This is a genomic window from Enterobacter sp. N18-03635 (genome assembly GCF_004006055.1).
GTDB lineage: Bacteria > Pseudomonadota > Gammaproteobacteria > Enterobacterales > Enterobacteriaceae > Enterobacter > Enterobacter vonholyi.
Genome location: NZ_CP034769.1, coordinates 685403 through 708282, shown reverse-complemented (window position 1 = coordinate 708282; position 22880 = coordinate 685403). Strand labels below are relative to the sequence as shown.

The 22880-nt window shown below is 55.9% G+C and carries 18 protein-coding genes and 1 pseudogene; 2 read left to right on the top strand and 17 right to left on the bottom strand.

All coding sequences use genetic code 11. The features are described 5' to 3' along the window. Positions 1-49 precede the first annotated feature (49 nt). From kefC to ELK40_RS22845, 12 genes and pseudogenes are all read right to left on the bottom strand, one after another. Entirely contained in the window at positions 50-1915 is a 1866-nt protein-coding gene (gene kefC / locus ELK40_RS04085; protein ID WP_127729580.1) for a glutathione-regulated potassium-efflux system protein KefC, read from the bottom strand. Then, the gene (gene kefF, locus ELK40_RS04080; RefSeq protein ID WP_047173708.1) at positions 1908-2438 is read right to left on the bottom strand and encodes a glutathione-regulated potassium-efflux system oxidoreductase KefF; all 531 of its coding nucleotides are present in this window, start codon (positions 2436-2438) and stop codon (positions 1908-1910) included. The genes kefC and kefF overlap by 8 nt, the downstream gene beginning before the upstream one ends. Before the next feature lie 103 nt (positions 2439-2541). Further along, positions 2542-2775 (bottom strand): YgdI/YgdR family lipoprotein, encoded by a 234-nt coding sequence (locus ELK40_RS04075; RefSeq protein WP_003856439.1) that lies wholly within the window; start codon positions 2773-2775, stop codon positions 2542-2544. A gap of 139 nt (positions 2776-2914) precedes the next feature. Then, positions 2915-6139 carry a carbamoyl-phosphate synthase large subunit gene (gene carB, locus ELK40_RS04070; protein WP_111964067.1) on the bottom strand — a complete coding sequence of 1075 codons (3225 nt, stop codon included), beginning with the start codon at positions 6137-6139 and terminating at the stop codon, positions 2915-2917. Between the two features lie 18 nt (positions 6140-6157). Then, on the bottom strand, positions 6158-7306 hold the full coding sequence (carA, locus tag ELK40_RS04065) for a glutamine-hydrolyzing carbamoyl-phosphate synthase small subunit (RefSeq protein WP_032642612.1): 1149 nt from the start codon (positions 7304-7306) through the stop codon (positions 6158-6160). Between the two features lie 454 nt (positions 7307-7760). After that, a complete protein-coding gene (dapB, locus tag ELK40_RS04060; RefSeq protein ID WP_127729578.1) occupies positions 7761-8582 on the bottom strand; it encodes a 4-hydroxy-tetrahydrodipicolinate reductase in 822 nt (273 codons plus the stop codon). 205 nt (positions 8583-8787) lie between these two features. Next, positions 8788-9738, bottom strand: coding sequence for a 4-hydroxy-3-methylbut-2-enyl diphosphate reductase (gene ispH, locus ELK40_RS04055; protein ID WP_115876464.1), 951 nt, complete (start codon positions 9736-9738; stop codon positions 8788-8790). Position 9739: 1 nt separating this feature from the next. Continuing rightward, entirely contained in the window at positions 9740-10189 is a 450-nt protein-coding gene (fkpB, locus tag ELK40_RS04050; protein ID WP_003856450.1) for an FKBP-type peptidyl-prolyl cis-trans isomerase, read from the bottom strand. Positions 10190-10241: 52 nt separating this feature from the next. Further along, positions 10242-10742 carry a signal peptidase II gene (lspA, locus tag ELK40_RS04045; RefSeq protein WP_127729576.1) on the bottom strand — a complete coding sequence of 167 codons (501 nt, stop codon included), beginning with the start codon at positions 10740-10742 and terminating at the stop codon, positions 10242-10244. Next, complete coding sequence (ileS, locus tag ELK40_RS04040; RefSeq protein WP_115876466.1) at positions 10742-13558, bottom strand: isoleucine--tRNA ligase; 2817 nt, start codon at positions 13556-13558, stop codon at positions 10742-10744. The genes lspA and ileS overlap by 1 nt, the downstream gene beginning before the upstream one ends. Positions 13559-13603: 45 nt before the next feature. Beyond that, positions 13604-14530 carry a bifunctional riboflavin kinase/FAD synthetase gene (gene ribF, locus ELK40_RS04035; protein ID WP_032644021.1) on the bottom strand — a complete coding sequence of 309 codons (927 nt, stop codon included), beginning with the start codon at positions 14528-14530 and terminating at the stop codon, positions 13604-13606. A 7-nt stretch (positions 14531-14537) separates the two neighbouring features. After that, positions 14538-14756, bottom strand: a pseudogene (locus ELK40_RS22845) (DUF2575 domain-containing protein). Between the two features lie 101 nt (positions 14757-14857). On the opposite strand from ELK40_RS22845, the gene rpsT reads away from it, so the two are divergent. Next, complete coding sequence (rpsT, locus tag ELK40_RS04020; RefSeq protein ID WP_003856458.1) at positions 14858-15121, top strand: 30S ribosomal protein S20; 264 nt, start codon at positions 14858-14860, stop codon at positions 15119-15121. A gap of 57 nt (positions 15122-15178) precedes the next feature. Here the strand turns inward: rpsT and nhaR are convergent, their stop codons facing one another. The 4 genes from nhaR to dnaK form a co-directional block, all read right to left on the bottom strand. Next, a complete protein-coding gene (gene nhaR, locus ELK40_RS04015; protein WP_032660752.1) occupies positions 15179-16078 on the bottom strand; it encodes a transcriptional activator NhaR in 900 nt (299 codons plus the stop codon). 58 nt (positions 16079-16136) lie between these two features. Beyond that, positions 16137-17312: a Na+/H+ antiporter NhaA gene (gene nhaA / locus ELK40_RS04010; RefSeq protein ID WP_115876467.1), complete on the bottom strand. Its 1176-nt coding sequence runs from the start codon at positions 17310-17312 to the stop codon at positions 16137-16139. Positions 17313-17483: 171 nt separating this feature from the next. Further along, positions 17484-18629, bottom strand: a complete 1146-nt coding sequence (gene dnaJ / locus ELK40_RS04005) for a molecular chaperone DnaJ (protein ID WP_014830600.1) — start codon at positions 18627-18629, stop codon at positions 17484-17486. A gap of 87 nt (positions 18630-18716) precedes the next feature. Further along, on the bottom strand, positions 18717-20630 hold the full coding sequence (gene dnaK / locus ELK40_RS04000; protein WP_008502041.1) for a molecular chaperone DnaK: 1914 nt from the start codon (positions 20628-20630) through the stop codon (positions 18717-18719). Positions 20631-20926: 296 nt separating this feature from the next. Here dnaK and satP point away from each other — a divergent pair, with 296 nt between their 5' ends. Continuing rightward, entirely contained in the window at positions 20927-21493 is a 567-nt protein-coding gene (gene satP / locus ELK40_RS03995; RefSeq protein WP_008502042.1) for an acetate uptake transporter, read from the top strand. Here the strand turns inward: satP and ELK40_RS03990 are convergent. Next, positions 21470-22792, bottom strand: coding sequence for an MFS transporter (locus ELK40_RS03990; RefSeq protein WP_127729574.1), 1323 nt, complete (start codon positions 22790-22792; stop codon positions 21470-21472). The two genes, satP and ELK40_RS03990, sit on opposite strands and share 24 nt — an antisense overlap. Positions 22793-22880 lie beyond the last annotated feature (88 nt).

The following is a 22880-nucleotide window of genomic DNA, read 5'->3' as shown; positions in this document are numbered from 1 at the left end:
CGGCAGAGTAAAGATAAAGAAATTTTTTAATATTGCTGGCAACTCCACTTCACGCGGAAGGTTTACTCTCCGGTTCGTCAGACGGATCGCCGGTATGCTTGCCCTCTTCCGTGCCCTGCCAGCCGTGACGCTGGATCAGCGACAGGTGATTACGGTCCTCGTTAATGATTTCCGTCAGCATGGCGCTGGTGCGTTTAAACACCGCCGCGCGCTCGGTGGCCGTACTCCCGGCCATCGCCGCCATCTCTTCGACCATCTCGGTGTTAAAGCGGCGGAACAGGTCCGCACGCTCACGCGCTTCATACGCGCCGAGCCCCAGATTTTCCAGCGCCATACGGCCGGATTTCAGCGCGCCTTCGAAGGTTTCACGCTCAGGGGCTTCTACGCCCGCTTGCCTGAGACGGATATAATGATCCACATCGCGGGCACGGGAAATAATGGTCAGATCCGGGAAATGTTCTTTCGCCATTTCCACCATCTGCATGCTGGTCTCCGGATCGTCAATCGCGTTAATCAATACCTCCGCTTTGGCCGCACCGGCGGATTCCAATAGATCGACGCGGGTCGCATCGCCGTAAAATACCTTCATATCAAATTTACGCAGAGTATCGACATGGTCGGGGTCGTGATCGAGGATAACCATCTTCACCCCGCTGGACAGCAGCAGACGGCCAACGATCTGCCCGTAGCGGCCAAATCCGGCAATGATGACGCGCGGCTGTTCTTCGTCAATTTCATCGGCTTCGCGCTCCTGCTCGCTACCCGATTTTTCCAGACGCGTCAGCACCACCAGCAGAACGGGCGTTGCGGCCATCGAGAGCGCGACCGCCAGCGTCAGCGCTTTCGCCCACTCGGGATCGAGCACGTTTGCCATCTGCGCAGCGCCAAAAACCACAAACGCAAATTCGCTCCCCTGCCCCAGCAGAACCGCAAACCAGCTGCGCTGCTTATTTGGAACCTTCAGCGGACGCGCAATCAGCCACAGCATTACCATTTTAATGATCAGGAAGCCGACGAGCAGGATGACGATCCGCAGCGGGTGCGTCACCAGCGTGCCGAAGTCGACGGACATCCCGACGCCGATGAAAAACAGCCCCAGCAGCAAGCCTTTAAACGGCTCGATATCGCTTTCCAGCGCGTGACGGTATTCCGAGCTCGCCAGCAGGACGCCTGCCAGGAACGCCCCCATCGCCATCGACAGCCCGGCTTCCTCCAGCAGCAAACCAAAGCCAAACACCAGGAACAGCGCCACGGCGCTGAACACTTCGCGCAGGCCTGAACGGGCAACAAACCGCAGCAGCGGGCGGGTCACGTAACGGCCAAGCAGCACCACCAGCGCCAGCGCGCCCGCCACCTTCAGTGCCGACAGCGCGAAAGCGCCCAGCGTGGTAGAGGAACCGCTGGCTGCCAGCAGCGGGATCATCGCCACCAGCGGAATAGCGGCAATATCCTGGAACAGCAGCACCGAGAACGCGCTACGTCCCATCTGGGATACCGTCAGATTTCGCTCGTTCATCGCCTGCATGGCAATAGCCGTTGAGGAGAGCGCCAGCGTCATGCCGATGAGCTCTGCCACTTTCCAGCCCATACCCAGCAGGATGCAGAACCCACCCAGCAGCAGGCCGCAGGCCACCATCTGCAGTGCCCCTCCGCCAAATACCGAGGCGCGAAGCTTCCACAACCTCTGGGGATCGAGCTCCAGGCCAATCACAAACAGCATCAGCACAACGCCGATTTCAGCAAAATGGAGAATCGCCTCGGCATCCGTGACCAGTCGAAAGCCCCACGGCCCAATGACGCAGCCCGCAATCAGATAGCCGAGAACAGAGCCCAGCCCCAGGCGTACCGCCACGGGCACAATCAGCGCCGCCGCGCCGAGGTAAATCAGCGCCTGTATCAGCGTATGGCTATCCATGGTGCGTCTCCTGCCACTCAAGTAAGCGTTGTTTATAATGGCGAGCCTGCGCCTGTAGCGTTTCATCGTCGCAAACAAACGTGCAGTGCATCGCAAAAGGCGGGAGCCAGTTCAAACCGCAATAGAGCGCTGTCGCCTGCAGCGGCTGCGCCAGGACGTCAAAACCCGGGAAGGAACCGATATCAAAATGGCTTTCCCCACCGCCGGTGGTGACCGCCCACATCAGGCTTTTCCCTTTTAGCGCATGGCCGTTGTGTCCATACGCCCAGCCGTGGGAGAAGACTTTATCAATCCACAGTTTCAGCAGCGGGGGCGTGCTGTACCACTGCATGGGGTGCTGCCAGATAATCAGATCGGCACGAGAAAGCGCCTCCTGCTCGGCGGCGATATCGATATTAAAATCGGGATAAAGTTGATAGAGGGAACGTATCTCTACGTTATCAAGCGTCCTTACCTGCTCAAGCATCCGCTTATTCGCATGCGAGTGCTGCGGATAAGGATGGGCATAAATTATCAGAATCATTGATTAGCCTGTTGTTACTGCTTTCTTTTAACAAAAGAGTGTAGTCAGTAATTCAACAGGCTAATAGTGAATATTATTGACGGGCTTACGTCAGAATTCTGAATTAGTTATCCAGCTCGCCCATGGATTTCACCTGGTCGCGGTTAATCTGCTCGGTTTGACCGGTTTCGGCGTTTTTGTACGACACCAGACCGGTATCGTCATCCACCTGCGGTTTGCCGTCGGTGACAATGGTTTTGCCATCGGTGGTTTTTACGGCCTGATTAGACGAACAGCCCGCAACGGTAAACATTGCCGTAGCAGCCAGAACGGAAGCGATCAGTAATTTATTTTGCATGGTGTTTTCCCCTGCTCTCAGTTGAATTTCGTTATCGACCTAACCATTTTAGGTTAACTGACTGAAACCGGATGAAAAACCAGAAGGTTCTGAAGATGGGGAGAATGCCCGGCAGCCGAACGGCACCGGGCATTTGTACTTACTTGCTAATCTGCGCGTGCATTTCCTGCACTGAAATCACCTTCTCGGTAGCATCCGCGTTCAGCGCCATAGCCGTTGCGAAACCGCCGTTCAGGGTGGTGTCGTAGTGCACCTTGTACTGCAGCGCGCTGCGGCGAATCAGCTTGGAGTCTTCAATCGCCTGGCGGCCTGCGGTGGTGTTGATGATGTAGGTGTATTCGCCATTCTTGATACGGTCCTGGATGTGCGGACGGCCTTCATGCACCTTGTTCACCAGACGCGGGTTAATACCGGCTTCACCCAGCACAATCGCCGTACCGTGGGTTGCGTCCAGCTCGAAGCCCTGTTTCAGCAGCTTGGCGGCCAGGTCAACCACGCGCTCTTTGTCGCCTTCGCGAACGGAGAGCAGCGCACGGCCTGATTTTCTCATGGTAGAGCTACTGCCCAGCTGCGCCTTCGCGAACGCTTCGGCAAAGGTGCGGCCCACGCCCATCACTTCACCGGTAGAGCGCATTTCTGGCCCTAACAGCGGGTCAACGCCCGGGAATTTGTTGAACGGCAGCACCACTTCTTTCACCGAGTAGTACGGTGGAATGATCTCTTTGGTCACACCCTGCTGCGCCAGCGTCTGGCCCGCCATCACGCGCGCCGCCACTTTCGCCAGCGGTACGCCGGTGGCTTTGGAGACGAACGGTACGGTACGTGCCGCACGCGGGTTGACTTCAATCAGGTAGACTTCGTTGTCTTTCACCGCGAACTGGACGTTCATCAGGCCGCGAACCTGCAGCTCGAAGGCCAGCTTCTGCACCTGCTGGCGCATCACGTCCTGAATCTCCTGGCTCAGGGTGTACGCTGGCAGAGAACAGGCGGAGTCGCCGGAGTGCACGCCTGCCTGCTCGATATGCTCCATGATGCCGCCAATCAGCACCATTTCGCCATCGCAGATGGCGTCAACGTCTACTTCCACCGCGTCGTCGAGGAAGCGGTCAAGCAGCACTGGCGCATCGTTGGAAACGCTCACTGCGGTCTGGAAGTAGCGACGCAGGTCGGCTTCGTCATAAACGATTTCCATCGCGCGGCCGCCCAGCACGTAGGAAGGACGCACCACCAGCGGGTAGCCAATCTCTTTCGCCTTCTCAACGGCCTGTTCGATAGCGGTCACGGTGGCGTTCGCCGGCTGTTTCAGCTTCAGACGGTCAACCGCCTGCTGGAAACGCTCGCGGTCTTCCGCGCGGTCAATCGCATCCGGGCTGGTGCCGATAACCGGTACGCCCGCCGCTTCCAGCGCGCGCGCCAGCTTCAGCGGAGTCTGGCCACCGTACTGCACGATAACGCCTTTTGGCTTCTCGATGCGCACGATTTCCAGCACGTCTTCCAGGGTAACCGGCTCGAAGTAGAGGCGGTCAGAGGTGTCGTAGTCGGTAGAAACCGTTTCAGGGTTACAGTTGACCATGATGGTCTCGTAACCGTCTTCGCGCAGCGCCAGCGAGGCGTGTACGCAGCAGTAGTCGAACTCGATGCCCTGGCCGATACGGTTTGGACCGCCGCCCAGCACCATAATCTTGTCGCGGTCGACTGACGGGTTCGCTTCGCACTCGTCTTCATAGGTGGAGTACATGTACGCGGTGTCGGTCGAGAATTCAGCTGCACAGGTGTCCACGCGCTTGTAGACCGGGTGCAAGTTGTACTGGTCGCGCAGCTTGCGGATTTCTGCTTCACGCACGCCCGCCAGCTTAGCCAGACGCGCGTCGGCGAAGCCTTTACGCTTCAGCACGCGCAGGAAGTCAGCGTCCAGACCGGTGATGCCCAGCTCGGCAACCTGTTCTTCCAGACGGACCAGCTCTTCAATCTGCACCAGGAACCAGCGGTCGATGTTGGTCAGGTTGAACACGCCGTCCACGGACAGGCCCGCACGGAAGGCATCGGCGATGTACCAGATACGCTCTGCGCCCGCGTCTTTCAGCTCGCGGCGAATTTTAGTCAGCGCTTCCGGGTCGTCCAGACTCACTTTCGGGTCAAAGCCGGTCGCGCCCACTTCCAGGCCGCGCAGCGCTTTCTGCAGGGATTCCTGCTGGGTGCGGCCAATCGCCATCACTTCACCGACAGATTTCATCTGGGTGGTCAGACGGTCGTTCGCGCCCGCGAATTTCTCGAAGTTGAAGCGAGGAATTTTGGTCACAACGTAGTCGATGGACGGCTCGAAGGACGCAGGCGTGCGGCCACCGGTGATGTCGTTCATCAGCTCGTCGAGGGTGTAACCCACCGCCAGTTTCGCCGCCACTTTCGCAATCGGGAAGCCGGTCGCTTTAGAGGCCAGCGCGGAGGAACGGGACACGCGCGGGTTCATTTCGATAACAATCAGGCGGCCTGTTTTCGGGTTAACCGAGAATTGCACGTTAGAACCGCCGGTTTCCACGCCGATTTCACGCAGTACCGCCATCGAGGCGTTACGCATGATTTGATACTCTTTGTCGGTCAGGGTCTGGGCTGGCGCAACGGTGATGGAGTCACCGGTGTGAATACCCATCGCATCGAAGTTTTCGATGGAGCAGACGATGATACAGTTGTCGTTTTTATCACGCACCACTTCCATCTCGTACTCTTTCCAGCCAATCAGCGACTCGTCAATCAGCAGCTCTTTGGTTGGGGAGAGATCAAGACCGCGCTCACAAATCTCTTCGAACTCTTCACGGTTGTAGGCGATACCGCCGCCGGTGCCGCCCATGGTGAACGATGGACGGATGATGCACGGATAACCCACTTCAGCGGCAACGGCCAGCGCTTCTTCCATGTTATGTGCGATACCGGAACGCGCGGTGTCGAGGCCGATTTTCTTCATCGCCACGTCGAAGCGGCGACGGTCTTCTGCTTTATCAATGGCGTCGGCGGTCGCGCCGATCATGGTCACGCCGAACTCTTCCAGCACGCCCTGACGCTCCAGCTCCAGCGCACAGTTCAGCGCCGTCTGGCCGCCCATGGTTGGCAGCACCGCGTCCGGACGCTCTTTCTCGATGATTTTACGCACGACTTCCCAGTGAATCGGCTCGATGTAGGTTGCATCTGCCATTTCCGGGTCGGTCATGATGGTTGCCGGGTTGGAGTTCACCAGGATAACGCGGTAACCCTCTTCGCGCAGGGCTTTACACGCCTGCGCGCCGGAATAGTCGAATTCGCAGGCCTGGCCGATCACGATCGGGCCAGCGCCAAGGATCAGGATGCTTTTTATGTCTGTACGTTTTGGCATTGTCTTCTCGGCTCCTGATTATTTAGCTGTCTTACGGTATTGCTCGATAAGTTCGATGAAGTGATCGAACAGCGGCGCGGCGTCGTGTGGGCCCGGGCTGGCTTCAGGGTGGCCCTGGAAGCTGAATGCTGGCTTATCGGTACGGTGGATACCCTGCAGGGTGCCATCGAACAGCGACTTATGGGTCACGCGCAGGTTAGCCGGCATTGAGGCTTCGTCGACGGCAAAGCCGTGGTTCTGCGCGGTGATCATCACCGTGTTGTTATCGATGTCTTTCACCGGGTGGTTACCACCGTGGTGGCCGAACTTCATCTTAACGGTGTTCGCACCGCTCGCCAGCGCCAGCAGCTGATGGCCGAGGCAGATGCCGAATACCGGGATGTCGGTTTCCAGGAAGGACTTGATGGCGGCGATGGCGTAATCGCACGGCGCCGGGTCGCCAGGACCGTTGGACAGGAAAATACCGTCCGGATTCATCTTCAGCACGTCTTCGGCAGACGTTTGTGCCGGAACCACCGTCAGGCGGCAGCCGCGGTCAACCAGCATGCGCAGGATGTTGCGCTTGGCGCCGAAATCGTAGGCCACCACGTGGAACGGCAGCTCGCTCTCTTTTTTCGCTTCCGGCAGGTCGCCTTCCAGCGTCCAGCTACCCTGAGTCCAGCTGTAGGCTTCAGCAGTAGTCACTTCTTTCGCCAGGTCCATGCCGTTCAGGCCAGGGAAGGCTTTCGCTTTTTCCAGCGCCAGCGCCGCATCGAGGTTATCACCCGCGATGATGCAGCCGTTCTGTGCACCCTTCTCGCGCAGCAGACGCGTTAGCTTACGGGTATCGATATCGGCAATCGCCACGATGTTATGGCGCTTCAGGTAAGAAGAAAGATCTTCGGTATTGCGGAAGTTGCTGGCAATCAGCGGCAGGTCGCGGATGACCAAGCCTTGCGCATGTACCTGAGAGGATTCTTCGTCAGCCGCATTGGTGCCGACATTGCCGATATGAGGATAAGTAAGAGTAACGATTTGGCGAGAATAGGAAGGATCAGTGAGGATTTCTTGATAACCGGTCATTGAAGTATTGAAAACGACTTCCCCAACCGCCGAACCCGTTGCCCCTATGGCCCGACCGATAAACTGGGTTCCGTCTTCCAGAACCAATAGCGCTGACTTAATCAAAACACCCTCCAGAGAATATTCACTCACTTTATTTGCATATTAATTCATAACCGTGTCATGAATCAATGCAAATGTGTTGCCAGCGGATTTTTGGCAAACGGCGGCATTCTGGAGATTTGGTGGGTAAAAGTCAACTTAAAACGGATATTTTGTTTAGTGTTTTGCAGCCCTGGCGAGGGTATTGCAGCTTAAGCGACAAAAAGATCATGTAAATCACCGCGGAAAACGCTTGCGCGCCTGGTTTAATAAAAAATGTCGTGTTGGAGCATGAAAAAGTGGACTGGATGGTCAAAATTTACATTTCAGCAACGTTAAAACGCTACAAGATAAAGAAATTTAGAGGCTTAATTAAAAATAACACATGAAACAGATAAAATAAAAGGGCAATAAAATATTGCCCTATGCAATCAAACAATTACGACTGCAATAACCACATCACGATGGGTAATAATGCTTACAAATTGTTGAGATCGAGCACATCTCGCATATCAAAAAGACCGCTTTTCTTACTTTTAAGCCACAAAGCGGAACGTACGGCGCCGTTGGCGAACGTCATTCGACTTGAGGCTTTATGCGTAATTTCGACACGTTCGCCAATATCGGCGAACATCGCCGTGTGTTCGCCGACGATGTCACCCGCTCGCACGGTTGCGAAACCAATGGTGCCAGGCACGCGTTCGCCGGTGTAACCTTCGCGGGTATAGACCGCGCAGTCTTTTAAATCTTTATCAAGTGCATGAGCAATCGCTTCGCCCATCGCCAGCGCCGTGCCAGATGGCGCATCAACCTTGTAACGGTGGTGAGCTTCTACAATCTCGATATCGGTATAATTGCCCATCACCTTCGCGGCCTTCTCCAGAAGCTTCAGCATGACGTTAACGCCCACGCTGAAGTTTGCCGCGAAGACAATCGCAATCTCTTTTGATGCATCCTGGATAGCCTGTTTGCCCGCATCGTCAAAACCGGTGGTGCCGATCACCATCCCCTTGCCGTGTTGACGACAAAACGCCAGATGCGTGAGCGTCCCTTCCGGGCGGGTAAAATCGATGAATACATCGAAGTCCTCTTTTACCGCTTCCAGACTGCTTTGCACGGTAACACCCGTGTGGCCAGCGCCCGCCAGCTCACCGGCATCGGTCCCCAGAAGCGAAGAACCTTCTCGCTCCAGTGCCGCGCCAAGCGCTACGCCATCCATCTGAAGTGCCGCCTGAATAAGCTGACGGCCCATACGTCCACCCGCGCCCGCAATGGCGACACGGATCTGTGCATCATGCATAGTTATTCTCTTACGTTAAAATGATGTAAACCGTTTTCAGATTAACCAGCCTTGAGAAGCACTGCCAACTGAAAACACCGATAATTAGAATTTAACGTGAAACCGACTTAAATATCAGTAAAAGACATGATTTTGTCGTCACGATAAAGTAACGGGTAAAAAAAAGGCCAGCACAGGAGGTGCTGGCCTTTCATCAGAAAAAGGACTATTCAACTTCGCGGGCGTCGATGCGCAGTTCTTTCGGGACTTCGAAAACGATGTTCTCTTCACGACCTTCCAGCGGCACCGCTTCGCCACCGCCCAGCTCCTGCAGACGGGAAATGACGTTCTGAACCAGAATATCTGGCGCAGACGCCCCGGCCGTCACGCCGACACAGGCCGCGTCTTTAACCCACGCTTCCTGAATATCCGACGCGTCATCAATCAGGAAAGCCATTTTCCCCATGCGTTGCGCCAGTTCGGCCAGACGGTTGGAGTTAGATGAGTTTTTGGAGCCGACCACGAGCACCACATCCGCCTGTTCAGCCAGCGCGCGCACCGCTTCCTGACGGTTAGTGGTTGCGTAGCAGATATCATCCTTACGCGGGCCGACGATTTTCGGGAAGCGCTGACGCAGGGCGTCAATCACGTCTGAGGTATCGTCTACGGAGAGCGTCGTCTGGGTCATAAACGACAGACGCGCTTCGTTTTTCACGTTCAGCGTAAGGACATCTTCAGGCGACTCAACCAGATACATCCCCCCTTCCGGGTTGCTGTACTGGCCCATGGTGCCTTCGACTTCCGGATGACCGGCATGGCCAATCAAAATCGACTCTTCACCACGACGGCTGGCGCGCGCCACTTCCATATGCACTTTTGTCACCAGCGGACAGGTAGCATCGAAGACGGTCAGGTCGCGGCTTTTTGCTTCGTTACGGACCGCCTGAGAGACACCGTGCGCGGAGAAGATCAGAATCGCACCGTCCGGTACTTCGCTGATCTGCTCAATAAAAATTGCGCCGCGCTCGCGCAGGCTGTCGACCACATAGCGGTTATGAACCACTTCGTGACGCACATAAATCGGCGCGCCGTAAATCTCCAGCGCGTTTTCAACAATGCTGATAGCGCGGTCTACACCGGCGCAGAAGCCGCGCGGGTTAGCCAACAGGATCTGCATTTCAGGCCTCCAGCGCAGGATCGATTTCCAGCACTTCAACATCAAAATGAACGGTACGCCCGGCAAGCGGATGGTTGAAGTCAACGGTAATAGAGTCGCCGTTGATTTCGCGGATCACGCCAGGCATTTCGCTGCCGTCCATAGCGGTAAAGAGCATAATCGCGCCGATTTCCGGTTCACCTGCGTCCATAAATTCGCGGCGCGAGAAATACTGGATCAGGTCCGGACTCGGCACGCCAAACGCGGCATCCGGCTCCAGCGAAAAGGCTTTTTTCTCACCCTCTTTCAGACCGAGAAGCTGCTGCTCAAGACCTTCAGACAGGGAGGTATCACCAAGACGAAACAGGGCCGGTTTGCCGTTGTTGCGGGTGGATTCGGCCGTAGAGCCGTCATCCAGCTTCAGCGTGAAGTGAACGAGAACCGCGCTGTTGCTCTGTACGGATTTAGACATGCAAATTGCTCGCTTGTTTTGCCCGGTGGCATTACACCACCGGGCGAGTGTGTTACGCCTGCTCTTTCGCAGCCGGTTTAGGCAAGAAGCCTTCCAGCACGATTAACGCCGCACCGATACAAATTGCCGTATCGGCCAGGTTAAAGGTCGCGAAATGCCAGTCGCCGACGTAGAAGTCAATCATATCGACCACAAAGCCGTGCCACAGGCGGTCAAACAGGTTGCCCAGCGCGCCGCCAATGATCAGCGCGTAGGCGATGTTATTCAGCTTTTGCGTGGCCTTCGAGCGGTACATCAGCACCGCCAGGATCACGCAGATACCGAGAGCGATACCTGCAAAGAACCAGCGCTGCCAGCCACCGCTGTCGGCAAGGAAACTAAACGCTGCGCCGTAGTTACGCGCGTAGTGCAGGTTAAGCGACGGGAACAGCGGGACCGTCTCCCCCAGAGAAAAATTCTGGAGTATCAGGAATTTGCTGCCCAGATCGATAATCAGCACCACCACAACCAGCCACAGCCAGCGCAGTCCTGTTGAACAGAGAGTTTTACTCATCAGGCAAACTTACGTTTTTCGCCGTCACCGGCGACGTTGCTTACACAGCGTCCGCAGATGTCTGCGTGTTCCGCCACCTGACCGACATCGGTAGTGTAATGCCAGCAACGCGGGCATTTCTCACCGTCGGCTTTGCTCAGCGCGACTTTCAGTCCTTTGAGCAGTTCGCTCTGCTGAGCATCAGCAGAAGCCTCGGCATAATCTGCAACTTTCGCACCGGAGGTCAACAGGACAAATCGTAATTCATCGCCCAGCGCGATCAGCTTCGCCGCCAGCTCCGGTTCAGCGTACAGCGTGACTGCCGCTTCCAGAGAGCCGCCGACTTTCTTGTCTGCACGCGCCTGCTCGATAACCTTGTTCACTTCGCCACGCACCTTCAGCAGCTCGTCCCAGAAGGCATCGTTCATCGCTTCGGTGCTGGAGAGATCGAACAGACCTTCGTACCACTCACCCGTGAAGACATACTTCTCACGGTCGCCAGGCAGATAGCCCCAGATTTCATCCGCGGTGAAGGACATGATCGGCGCCATCCAGCGTACCAGCGCTTCTGCGATGTGGAACAGCGCGGTCTGGCAGCTACGACGCGCCACGCTGTCCGCTTTCGCGGTGTACTGGCGGTCTTTGATGATGTCGAGGTAGAACGAGCCCATCTCGATGGAGCAGAAGCGCATCAGGCGCTGCACCACTTCGTGGAAGTCGTAAGACTCATAGGCTTTCAGGATATCGTCCTGCGCCGCTTTCGCACAGCCTACCGCCCAGCGGTCCAGCACCACCATCTCTTCCGGTTTCACCATGTCTTTTGCCGGATCGAACCCGTTCAGGTTCGCCAGCAGGAAGCGCGCGGTGTTACGGATACGACGATAGCTGTCGGCAGCACGCTTCAGGATCTCGTCAGACACCGCCATTTCGCCGGTGTAGTCGGTCGACGCCACCCACAGACGCAGGATGTCTGCGCCCAGTTTGTTCATCACATCCTGCGGAGAAACGGTGTTACCGATAGATTTGGACATCTTACGGCCCTGACCATCCACGGTGAAGCCGTGAGTCAGTACCTGACGGTAAGGCGCTTTACCCTTCATGGCGGTGGAGATCATCAGAGATGACATGAACCAGCCGCGGTGTTGGTCCGACCCTTCCAGATACATATCGGCAGCGTGACCGGCGAATTCCGGACGCACGTCAACCACGGAGGAGTGGGTCGACCCGGAGTCGAACCACACGTCCAGGGTATCCGGCACTTTCTCGTAGTTATCTGCATCAGCGCCCAGGATGTCGCGGGCGTCGAGATCCCACCACGCCTGAATGCCGTCAACTTCGACGCGCTTCGCTACTTCTTCCATCAGTTCCAGGGTGTTCGGGTGCAGCTCCTGCGTCTCTTTGTGCACGAACAGAGACATCGGTACACCCCAGGTACGCTGACGGGAGATACACCAGTCAGGACGGTTAGCTACCATGGATTCGATACGCGCCTGGCCCCAGTCAGGGATCCACTGCACGCCTTTGATCTCTTTCAGAGACTGCTCGCGCAGGCCTTTCTGATCCATACTGACGAACCACTGCGGGGTCGCACGGAAGATGATTGGGGTTTTGTGACGCCAGCAGCACGGATAGCTGTGCTGCATTTTTTCTACGTGCAGCAGCGCGCCGCTGGTACGCAGCATGTCGACGATAATGTCGTTCGCTTTGAAGACGTTGATACCATCCAGCGCCGGGTAGGTGCCAGGCAGGTAAGAACCGTCCGGGCCGACCGGGTTAGCGATTTCCAGACCGTACTTCAGGCTGATGTTGTAGTCGTCAGGACCGTGGCCACCGGCGGTATGCACCGCACCGGTACCCGCTTCCAGCGTCACGTGATCGCCCAGGATCGCCGGAACGTCGAAGTCCAGGAACGGGTGCTTGAAGCGCATCAGCTCCAGGGCGTCACCTTTCACGGTGCCCAGCACGGTGTAGTCACTGATATGCGCGCGCTTCAGCACGCTCTCAACCAGATCTTTCGCCAAGATAACCGCCTGACCGTCAATCTGCACCAGTGCGTATTCGAACTCACCGGACAGGGAGATCGCACGGTTGGCAGGCAGAGTCCACGGAGTGGTGGTCCAGATCACCAGAGAGATCGGGCCGTTTACCGAGGAGACGCCAAATTTAGCCTTCACCGCATCCTGATCGACGGCATGGAACGCCACGTCGATAGATGGGGAAGTTTTGTCGTAATACTCCACTTCCGCTTCTGCCAGCGCAGAGCGGCAGTCCACGCACCAGTGCACCGGCTTAGCGCCTTTATGCAGGTGACCGTTACCGATGATTTTGCCCAGCGCACGGATAATGTTGGCTTCAGTTTTGAAATCCATGGTCAGGTACGGGTGCGACCAGTCGCCTAGCACGCCCAGACGGATGAAGTCAGCGCGCTGACCGTCGACCTGCGTGGCTGCATATTCGCGACACTTCGCACGGAACTCGGCGGCGGTGAACTTCTCACCCGGCTTGCCGAACTCTTGCTCCACTTTCAGCTCGATTGGCAGACCGTGGCAGTCCCAGCCTGGAACGTAAGGCGAGTCATAGCCCGTGAGCCCTTTGGACTTCACGATAATGTCTTTCAGAATCTTGTTAACCGAGTGACCAATATGAATGCTGCCATTCGCATATGGAGGGCCATCATGCAGAATGAAGGTTTTTTTGCCTTTTTTGGCTGCACGAATGATGCCGTACAGGTCATCATCGGTCCAACGCGCCAGCATTCCCGGTTCGCGCTTGGCGAGATCGCCGCGCATCGGGAACCCTGTTTCCGGCAAATTCAGGGTTGATTTATAGTCACTCATCAGATTCTCGGTTCCGTATTTATCACGTAGGCAGTTAAGCCGGGTTCAAAGCCCAAAAAACTCGCGGGCCGTCAATTCATCTCGCGCAATTTGCGCTTTTAGTTCATCCAGCGAACCAAATCGCTGCTCGTTGCGTATTTTTTTACGCAGTATCACATCTATATGGCGACCATACAGGTCCATTACAACGTCCAGCAGGTGCACTTCTAGCTGTTGACGCACACCCGCGACGGTCGGACGCGTGCCAATGTTGGCGACGCCGTAGAACGGCTTATCGCCCAGTCCTGCCACTTCCACCGCATAAACCCCTTTAACCGGGGAAACCTGACGACGCAGCGGTATATTCGCCGTCGGGAAGCCTATCGTGCGGCCCAGCGCATCGCCATGGACCACGCGACCAGAGATAGTAAACGGATGCCCCAGCAGGGTTTCAGCCGTATCCAGTTCATCATCGGCCAGTGCCCGGCGAACCGCCGTGCTGCTGACGCGCACGCCGCCTTCGCAGAAGGTCATCGCGCTGGTGACGTCAAAACCGTACTCCAGACCAGCCTTCTGTAATAGCAAGAAATCGCCCTGACGACCAGCGCCAAAGCGGAAATCATCGCCCACGGCGAGAAACTGCACGCCAAGGCGCTTAACCAGCAGGTCGCTGACGAAATTTTGTGCTGTCAGCGCGGCAAAGCGGCGATCGAAACGTACACACAATACATAGTCCACGCCGGACTCCGCCAGATAGCGCAACTTCTCGCGCAGGCGAGTGAGGCGGGCGGGAGATTTATCGCCCGCGAACAGCTCCAGCGGCTGCGGCTCGAAAATCATCACTACAACAGGCAGGCCGCGGGCCTCCCCTTCTTTACGCAATCCCTGCAACAGCGCCTGATGACCACGATGCACGCCGTCGAAATTACCAATAGTCAGCACGCACCCGTGCGGTGCGCTGCTGAGATTATGTATGCCGCGTATCAGCTTCATGTCTGGCTCAAAACAGTGAAAATCGCCAAAGTATACCTTGTACAGCGGTTAAGGTTAACCGGCGATTGTTCGCGCAAAACAGAAAGCCGTAATGATTTCATCAGGCTGACCTTTCGCAGCGAAAAAATCTGCTCGTGAACTGCGATTTTTATGCCGAAAGGCTGTATTCAGGGAAGACAAGCTGGTAGAATCCTGCGCCATCACTACGTAACGTAGCGTCGCTAATTAACGGCGCTTATTTGCACAAATCCATTGACAAAAGAAGGCAAAGAGGGCATATTCCTCGGCCTTTGAATTGTCCACATAGAACATATTTGGGAGTTGGACTTGGCTAATATCAAATCAGCTAAGAAACGTGCCGTTCAGTCTGAAAAGGCTCGTAAGCACAACGCAAGCCGTCGCTCTATGATGCGTACTTTCATCAAGAAAGTATACGCAGCAATCGAAGCAGGCGACAAAGCTGCAGCGCAGAACGCATTTAACGAAATGCAACCAATCGTGGATCGTCAGGCTGCTAAAGGTCTGATCCACAAAAACAAAGCAGCGCGTCATAAAGCAAACCTGACCGCGCAGATCAACAAACTGGCTTAATCGCTACTTGTTGTTGCTTGTTTAAAGAACCCGCTTAACGCGGGTTTTTTTATGCCTTCAGATTGCCGGTGGCGTAAACAGCGCCGAGTAGTCACGGTTACAGATTCGCTGCACCGCCGGGTGCTGAATCATCCTTTCGGCAAATATGGCGTGATACTCCTCCATCACGTTATCCACTCTGCCTATCTCCGTAATCTTATCGTCCGAATAGAGATCGTGCGCGTACAGCGTCGGCGCAACGAAGATGGCGTTATGCGCTTCGCCAAAGGCTTTCATCAGCGCCGCATCGTCAAACTCTCCGAGAATTTCGACCTTTAGCCCCTGCGAGTTAAACCAGTTCAGCAGCTTGCGTCCCAGCATTGAGCGCCTTCCCGGCACCAGCAGGCGGCGCTCTTCAAGGCACGCGGGGAACGGTTTTTCCGGCGGCGGATTAATGCACCAGAAGCTCACGCCGCATTCGCCAATTTTTACCGAGAACAGCCCTTCCTGCTGGGTGGAATCAATCGGACAATCCGAGATAATCATATCCAGCTTGTGCTGGCTTAGCTGTTCCAGCAGCATCTCGTGGGTGGATTCAAAGCAGCGCAGATGAATTTGTTCATCTTCAACCACCGCCGCGTCCAGCACGCCGCTCACCAGCCGTTTGGACAGCGCATCCGCCACGCCCACGTCAAAGAGCAGGTTCGACTCTTTGCGGTAGTTGACAATATCCAGCATCTCCTGGCTCAGGGTGAACATCTTGTCCGCGTAGCGAAACACCAGCTCGCCCAGTTCGCTGGGTTCAATCCCACGCCCCTTACGCTTGAACAGCTTGCCCTGCAAACGCTCTTCCAGCGCCTTGATTTGCCCGGTGATGGTTTGCGGCGTCAGATAGAGCGCCTCTGCCGCTCCTACCACCGAGCCCTGCTTATAGACGTGCCAGAAGTAGTACAGATGGTTGTAATTTAAATGAGACATCGCGTCTTCTCTCCCTGAGTGTGTATCGGGAGAAGGATCGCCTCCTCCCGGTGTTCCGTTATGCCCGGACGGCCTGTCCGGACAATTTTACCTTCAGCAAGGTATAACCGATTACCGCGGCCAGTAATGACCCAATAAGAATGCCGAGTTTCGCCCAGACGATCAGCTCAGGCGCATGCGCGCCAAACGCAAGGGTCGAGATAAAGATCGACATCGTAAACCCGATTCCACACAGCACGCCGACGGCCATAATTTGACCAAAGGTTGTGCCGTGCGGCAATGACGCCAGCTTCAGCTTCGTCGCCAGCCAGCAGAAGAGGCTAATGCCCAGCGGCTTACCGATAAACAGCCCGGCAATAATGCCTAGCGGCAGCACGGACGTCAGCCCGTCCAGCGTCACGCCGCCGAGGGAAACGCCCGCGTTGGCAAACGCAAACAGCGGCAGGATCATAAAGGCAACCCACGGGTGCAGCACGTGCTCCAGCTGTTTGGCAGGCGACTTGCCGTCCTGCGGCTTAAGCGGCACGAAGAAGCCGACGATCACACCTGCCAGCGTAGCGTGCACGCCCGATTTCAGCACCGCCGTCCACAGCACCATCCCCACCAGGATATAGATACCGATGCGGCGAACATTGAAGATGTTCAGCAGCGCCAGCACCGCAATCGCCCCGGCAGCGACGCTCAGGGACAGGATCGACAGATCGCTGGTGTAGAACAGCGCGATAATCACAATGGCGCCCAGGTCATCGATGATCGCCAGCGCCATCAGGAAGATTTTCAGGGCTACCGGCACGCGGCTACCGAGTAAGGCTAAGACACCGAGCGCAAAGGCGATATCCGTCGCAGCCGGGATCGCCCAGCCGTGACGTGCAATCGGATCCTGCCAGGTGAATGCCAGGAAGAGCAGCGCCGGCACCACCATCCCACCGAGCGCGGCAATGACCGGGAACGCCGCGCGCTGGCGGCTGGCTAGCGAGCCCAGTACCAGCTCACGCTTAACCTCAAGCCCCACCAGCAGGAAGAACACCGCCATTAGCGCATCGTTGATCCACAGCAGCATGTTCTTGTTAATTTCCAGCGCCCCGACCTTCAGCTCAACGGGCGTTTCCAGAAATGCATGGTAGAGATCCTGCGTGATGCCAAGGTTAGCCAGCACCATCGCGGCCGCTGCGGCAATAATCAGGATCACGCCACCGGACGCCTCACTGCTAAAGAAACGGTGTAGTAATTTCATTTAAGTTCTCTCTTTTACAACAATACCTCGATAAAACCATAATACCAAGCCTAATAGCTCGGCAAAAACAGATTAATATTGAGTATAAACTCAGTTTAACCGAGCTATACGCGCAAATAAAAAAGCCCGGAATCGCTTCCGGGCTTTTGCGGATGAAAACCAGCTGATCGATTAGCGGGTTAAATCATCGAAGAATTTTTTGACGCCATCGAAGAAGCTTTTGGAGCGCGGGCTGTTTTTCTCACCCGTCGGGCCGCCGAAGCTCTCCTGCAGCTCTTTCAGCAGCTGTTTCTGCTTGTCGTTCAGGCCAACCGGCGTTTCCACGACGACGCGGCAAAGCAGGTCGCCCTGCGCACCACCACGAACGGATTTAACGCCTTTGCCGCGCATGCGGAACAGCTTACCGGTCTGGGTCTCGCCCGGGATCTTCAGATTGACGCGACCATCCAGCGTCGGTACTTCGATTTCACCGCCCAGTGCCGCCATCGCAAAGTTGATCGGCACTTCGCAGTACAGGTTGTTCCCTTCACGCTCAAAGATAGCGTGCTGTTTCACCTGCACCTGGACGTACAGATCGCCTGCCGGTGCGCCGTGCTCGCCTGCTTCGCCCTCACCTGCCAGACGGATGCGGTCGCCCGTATCCACGCCGGCCGGGATCTTAACGGACAGGGTCTTGGTTTTCTCAACGCGACCGTGGCCGTGGCATTTGGTGCACGGATCTTTGATCAGCGTACCGCGACCGTGACAGTGCGGACAGGCCTGCTGCACCGCAAAGAAGCCCTGACGCATCTGTACCTGACCCGAACCGTGACAGGTTGGACAGGTTTGTGGCTGCGTACCCGCTTTCGCACCGCTGCCGTGGCAAACGTCACACTCTTCCAGCGTTGGAATACGGATCTCTTTGGTGACGCCGCGAACGGCCTCTTCCAGCGTCAGCTCCATGTTGTAGCGCAGGTCCGCGCCGCGCGCCGCGCGCTGACGACCACGGCCGCCGCCGAAGATATCGCCGAACACATCGCCAAAGATATCGCTGAAGTCAGCGCCGCCGCCAAAGCCGCCACCGCCGAATCCACCGCCGCCCATGCCGCCCTGTTCAAAGGCTGCGTGACCGTACTGGTCATAGGCCGCACGTTTTTGTGCATCGGTCAGGACTTCGTAGGCTTCTTTGATCTCTTTAAATTTGGCTTCAGCCTCTTTGTCACCCTGATTACGGTCCGGGTGGAATTTCATGGCCAGGCGCTTATACGCCTTTTTGATTTCACGCTCTTCCGCAGTTTTCGGAACGCCTAAAATCTCGTAATAGTCTTGCTTTGCCATTGGTTTTTTTAAGCCCCTTAACATGCGAGCACGGGCGTGGAGAGTTCTCCTACGCCCGTGCCGATTAATTACCCTGCATCAGGGCGATTATTTTTTATCTTTAACTTCTTCGAACTCAGCGTCGACAACGTCGTCGTCTTTCGCGTTGTTCGCCGAAGCGTCAGCGCCCGCCTGCTGTTGAGCGTGCTGCTGCTGAGCGATTTCCATCAGCTTCTGAGAAGCCTGTGCCAGTTCCTGCATCTTCGCTTCGATGTCCGCTTTATCTTCACCTTTCAGTGAGGATTCCAGCGCACTCAGTGCAGCTTCGATAGCAGTCTTGTCTTCCGCTGGCAGTTTATCGCCTGCTTCTTCAACCTGCTTACGGGTGCTGTGCAGCAGATGGTCACCCTGGTTACGGGTCTGAACCAGCTCTTCGAACTTACGGTCGGATTCCGCGTTAGCTTCGGCATCGCGAACCATTTTTTCGATTTCAGCTTCGTTCAGGCCAGAAGATGCCTTGATGGTGATCTTCTGCTCTTTACCGCTGTTTTTGTCTTTCGCAGACACGTGCAGGATACCGTCAGCATCGATATCGAAGGTGACTTCGATCTGCGGCATGCCGCGCGGTGCCGGGTTAATACCGTCCAGGTTGAACTGACCCAGAGATTTGTTATCCGCCGCACGCTTACGCTCACCCTGCAGCACATGGATGGTTACCGCAGACTGGTTGTCTTCAGCGGTAGAGAACACCTGGCTGTGCTTGGTTGGGATGGTGGTGTTTTTGTTGATGAGCGCAGTCATCACACCGCCCATGGTTTCGATACCCAGAGACAGCGGGGTAACGTCCAGCAGCAGTACGTCTTTAACTTCACCGGTCAGTACGCCACCCTGAACCGCAGCACCGATAGCCACTGCTTCGTCCGGGTTAACGTCTTTACGTGGCTCTTTACCAAAGAACTCAGCCACTTTCTTCTGCACCATTGGCATACGGGTCTGGCCACCAACGAGGATAACGTCGTTGATATCAGACACGGACAGGCCAGCGTCCTGCAGAGCAACTTTCAGCGGCTCGATAGAACGGTTCACCAGGTCTTCTACCAGGCTTTCCAGTTTCGCACGGGTCACTTTGATGTTCATGTGTTTAGGACCGGTCGCGTCTGCAGTGATGTACGGCAGGTTAACGTCGGTCTGCTGAGCAGAAGACAGCTCGATCTTCGCTTTCTCAGCGGCTTCTTTCAGGCGCTGCATAGCCAGCGGGTCGTTACGCAGGTCAATGCCCTGATCTTTCTTGAACTCGTCAACGAGGTAGTTGATCAGACGGGTATCGAAGTCTTCACCACCCAGGTGGGTATCACCGTTGGTTGCCAGAACTTCGAAGGTTTTTTCGCCGTCAACTTCGTCGATTTCGATAATAGAGATATCGAAGGTACCACCACCCAGGTCGTAAACCGCGATAGTACGGTTGCCGACTTCTTTATCCAGACCGTAAGCCAGTGCAGCCGCGGTTGGTTCGTTGATGATACGTTTTACTTCCAGACCTGCGATACGGCCAGCATCTTTGGTTGCCTGACGCTGAGCATCGTTGAAGTAGGCAGGTACGGTGATAACAGCTTCAGTTACCGGCTCACCCAGGTAATCTTCAGCGGTTTTCTTCATTTTTTTCAGCACTTCAGCAGAAATCTGCGGTGGTGCAGTTTTGGTGCCTTTCACATCAAGCCATGCATCGCCGTTATCTGCCGCGATGATTTTGTAAGGCATGATGGAAACGTCACGCTGAACTTCTTCGTCCTGGAAGCGGCGACCGATCAGGCGTTTAATCGCAAACAGGGTGTTTTGCGGGTTTGTCACTGCCTGACGTTTAGCCGGCTGACCAACCAGAGTTTCACCATCCTGGGTATAAGCAATGATAGAAGGCGTGGTGCGATCGCCCTCGGCGTTCTCCAGCACGCGTGCAGTAGTGCCATCCATAATCGCTACACAAGAGTTGGTAGTACCCAGGTCGATACCAATAATTTTACCCATCTAAACGTCTCCACTAAAAATTCAGTCAACATGTGGTTGTGTACCTGTAATAAGGGCAGAACGTGCTTTTTCAACTGCCCAGATTTGATTTTTTTCAGGTCCACACACTGCGGTTGACTACAAGATGGGGTCGCGACGGCATCCATCAAGGGGCAAGCATAAAAAAAATTTTAATTTCACCCTGATGAGATCATAGACGCCATTGATTGCGCCCATTATGATGCCGCGCCCAGTCAGGGAGAACTGACGCGGGTTTAACCATTTCACCATATTAATGATGATTTTTTTGAGGACTTATGGGCAACACTAAGTTGGCTAATCCGGCTCCGCTGGGCCTGATGGGTTTTGGCATGACCACTATTCTGCTGAACCTGCACAATATCGGGATGTTCCCGATGGATGGCATCATCCTGGCGATGGGCATTTTTTACGGCGGTATCGCACAAATCTTCGCGGGCCTGCTGGAATATAAGAAAGGCAATACCTTCGGCTTAACCGCATTCACCTCTTACGGTTCTTTCTGGCTGACCCTGGTTGCCATTCTGCTGCTGCCTAAAATGGGCATGGCAGACGCGGCAAACGCCCACTTCCTGGGCGTTTACCTGGGTCTGTGGGGCGTTTTCACCCTGTTTATGTTCTTCGGTACCCTGAAGGGCAACCGCATGCTGCAGTTCGTTTTCCTGAGCCTGACCGTCCTGTTCGCCCTGCTGGCGATCGGTCACCTGGTGGATAACGAAGGCATCGTTCATGTTGCAGGCTGGATTGGTCTGGTTTGCGGCGCAAGCGCTATCTACCTTGCAATGGGTGAAGTGCTGAACGAGCAGTTTGACCGCACCGTTTTACCGATTGGTGAAAAACACTGATCCTTCTGTCGTGTCCGCCTCGCGGGCACGACATCCCCGCTTCTGCCCCAGCCAAATCCCTAATCCCAGCCCCATCATCGACAGCGCCAGCACGTACCAGGCCGGAGCCATGGGAGACACGCCCATCAACACCGTCACCGCAATCGGCGTCAGCCCACCGAAAATGGCATACGACACGTTGTAGGAAAAAGAAATCCCGGTGAAGCGTACCTCTGGCGGGAACGCGCGCACCATCACGTACGGTACAGCCCCGACAACGCCCACGCACAGGCCTACCACGCCGTACAGCAGGAACAGCTGTTCAGGATGGCTGCCAGCCAGATGGTAAAACGCCCAGCTTGATGCGGCCAGTAACAGGCTCCCGACAACAAAGGTAACGCTGGCACCGAAACGATCCGCCGCCAGCCCGGCGGCAAGACAGCCAAAGCAGAGCATGATTGTCGCGATACTGTTCGCCTGTAACGTCACGGCAGGAGCGAAACCATACTGCTTTTGCAGCCACACCGGGGACATCAATATCACCACCACGATGCCCGCCGAGAGCAGCCAGGTAAGCAGCATCGACACCACTACCGCTTTTTTATGGCGTACAACGACCGCCTTCACCGGCAGCTCCTGCGCCAGCGCCTTGCGCTGCTGCATTTCGAGGAAAATCGGGGTCTCCTGCAGCCAGCGACGCAGGTACATCGCGACCAGGCCAAACGCTCCGCCCAGCAGGAATGGAATACGCCAGCCCCAGTCGTGCACGGCCTGCTGCGTCATGCTGGTATTAACGATCGTTGCGACGACGGACCCGAGCAAAATCCCTACCGTTAAGCCCGCGGTTAAGGTTCCGCAGGCGATACCAATGCGGCGCGCCGGAACATGTTCCGCGACAAACACCCACGCGCCCGGCACTTCACCGCCAATCGCCGCGCCCTGAAGAACGCGCATCAGCAACAGCAGCAACGGCGCAAGGATACCCATCGAGGCATAGGTGGGCAGCAGACCAATGGCCAGCGTCGGCACGGCCATCAGCAGGATGCTAAGGGTAAACATCTTCTTACGCCCGACCAGATCGCCAAAGTGGGCCATGATGATGCCGCCCAGCGGACGCGCCAGATACCCGGCGGCAAAAATGCCGAAGGTTTGCACCTGACGCAGCCATTCCGGAATATCCGCCGGGAAGAAGAGCTCTCCCACCACGGCGGCGAAGAAGACGAAGATAATGAAGTCGTAAAACTCCAGCGCGCCGCCTAAGGCCGCAAGCGTGAGGGTTTTGTAATCCTGTCGATTCAGAGGTCGGGCGTTATGTGACATAGCGAACCATTATGCGTGTATTGTGGATTTATTTTTACAGCAATCGTAAAGAAAAAATTACTATACCGTAAAACCTTGCCCACGCTAT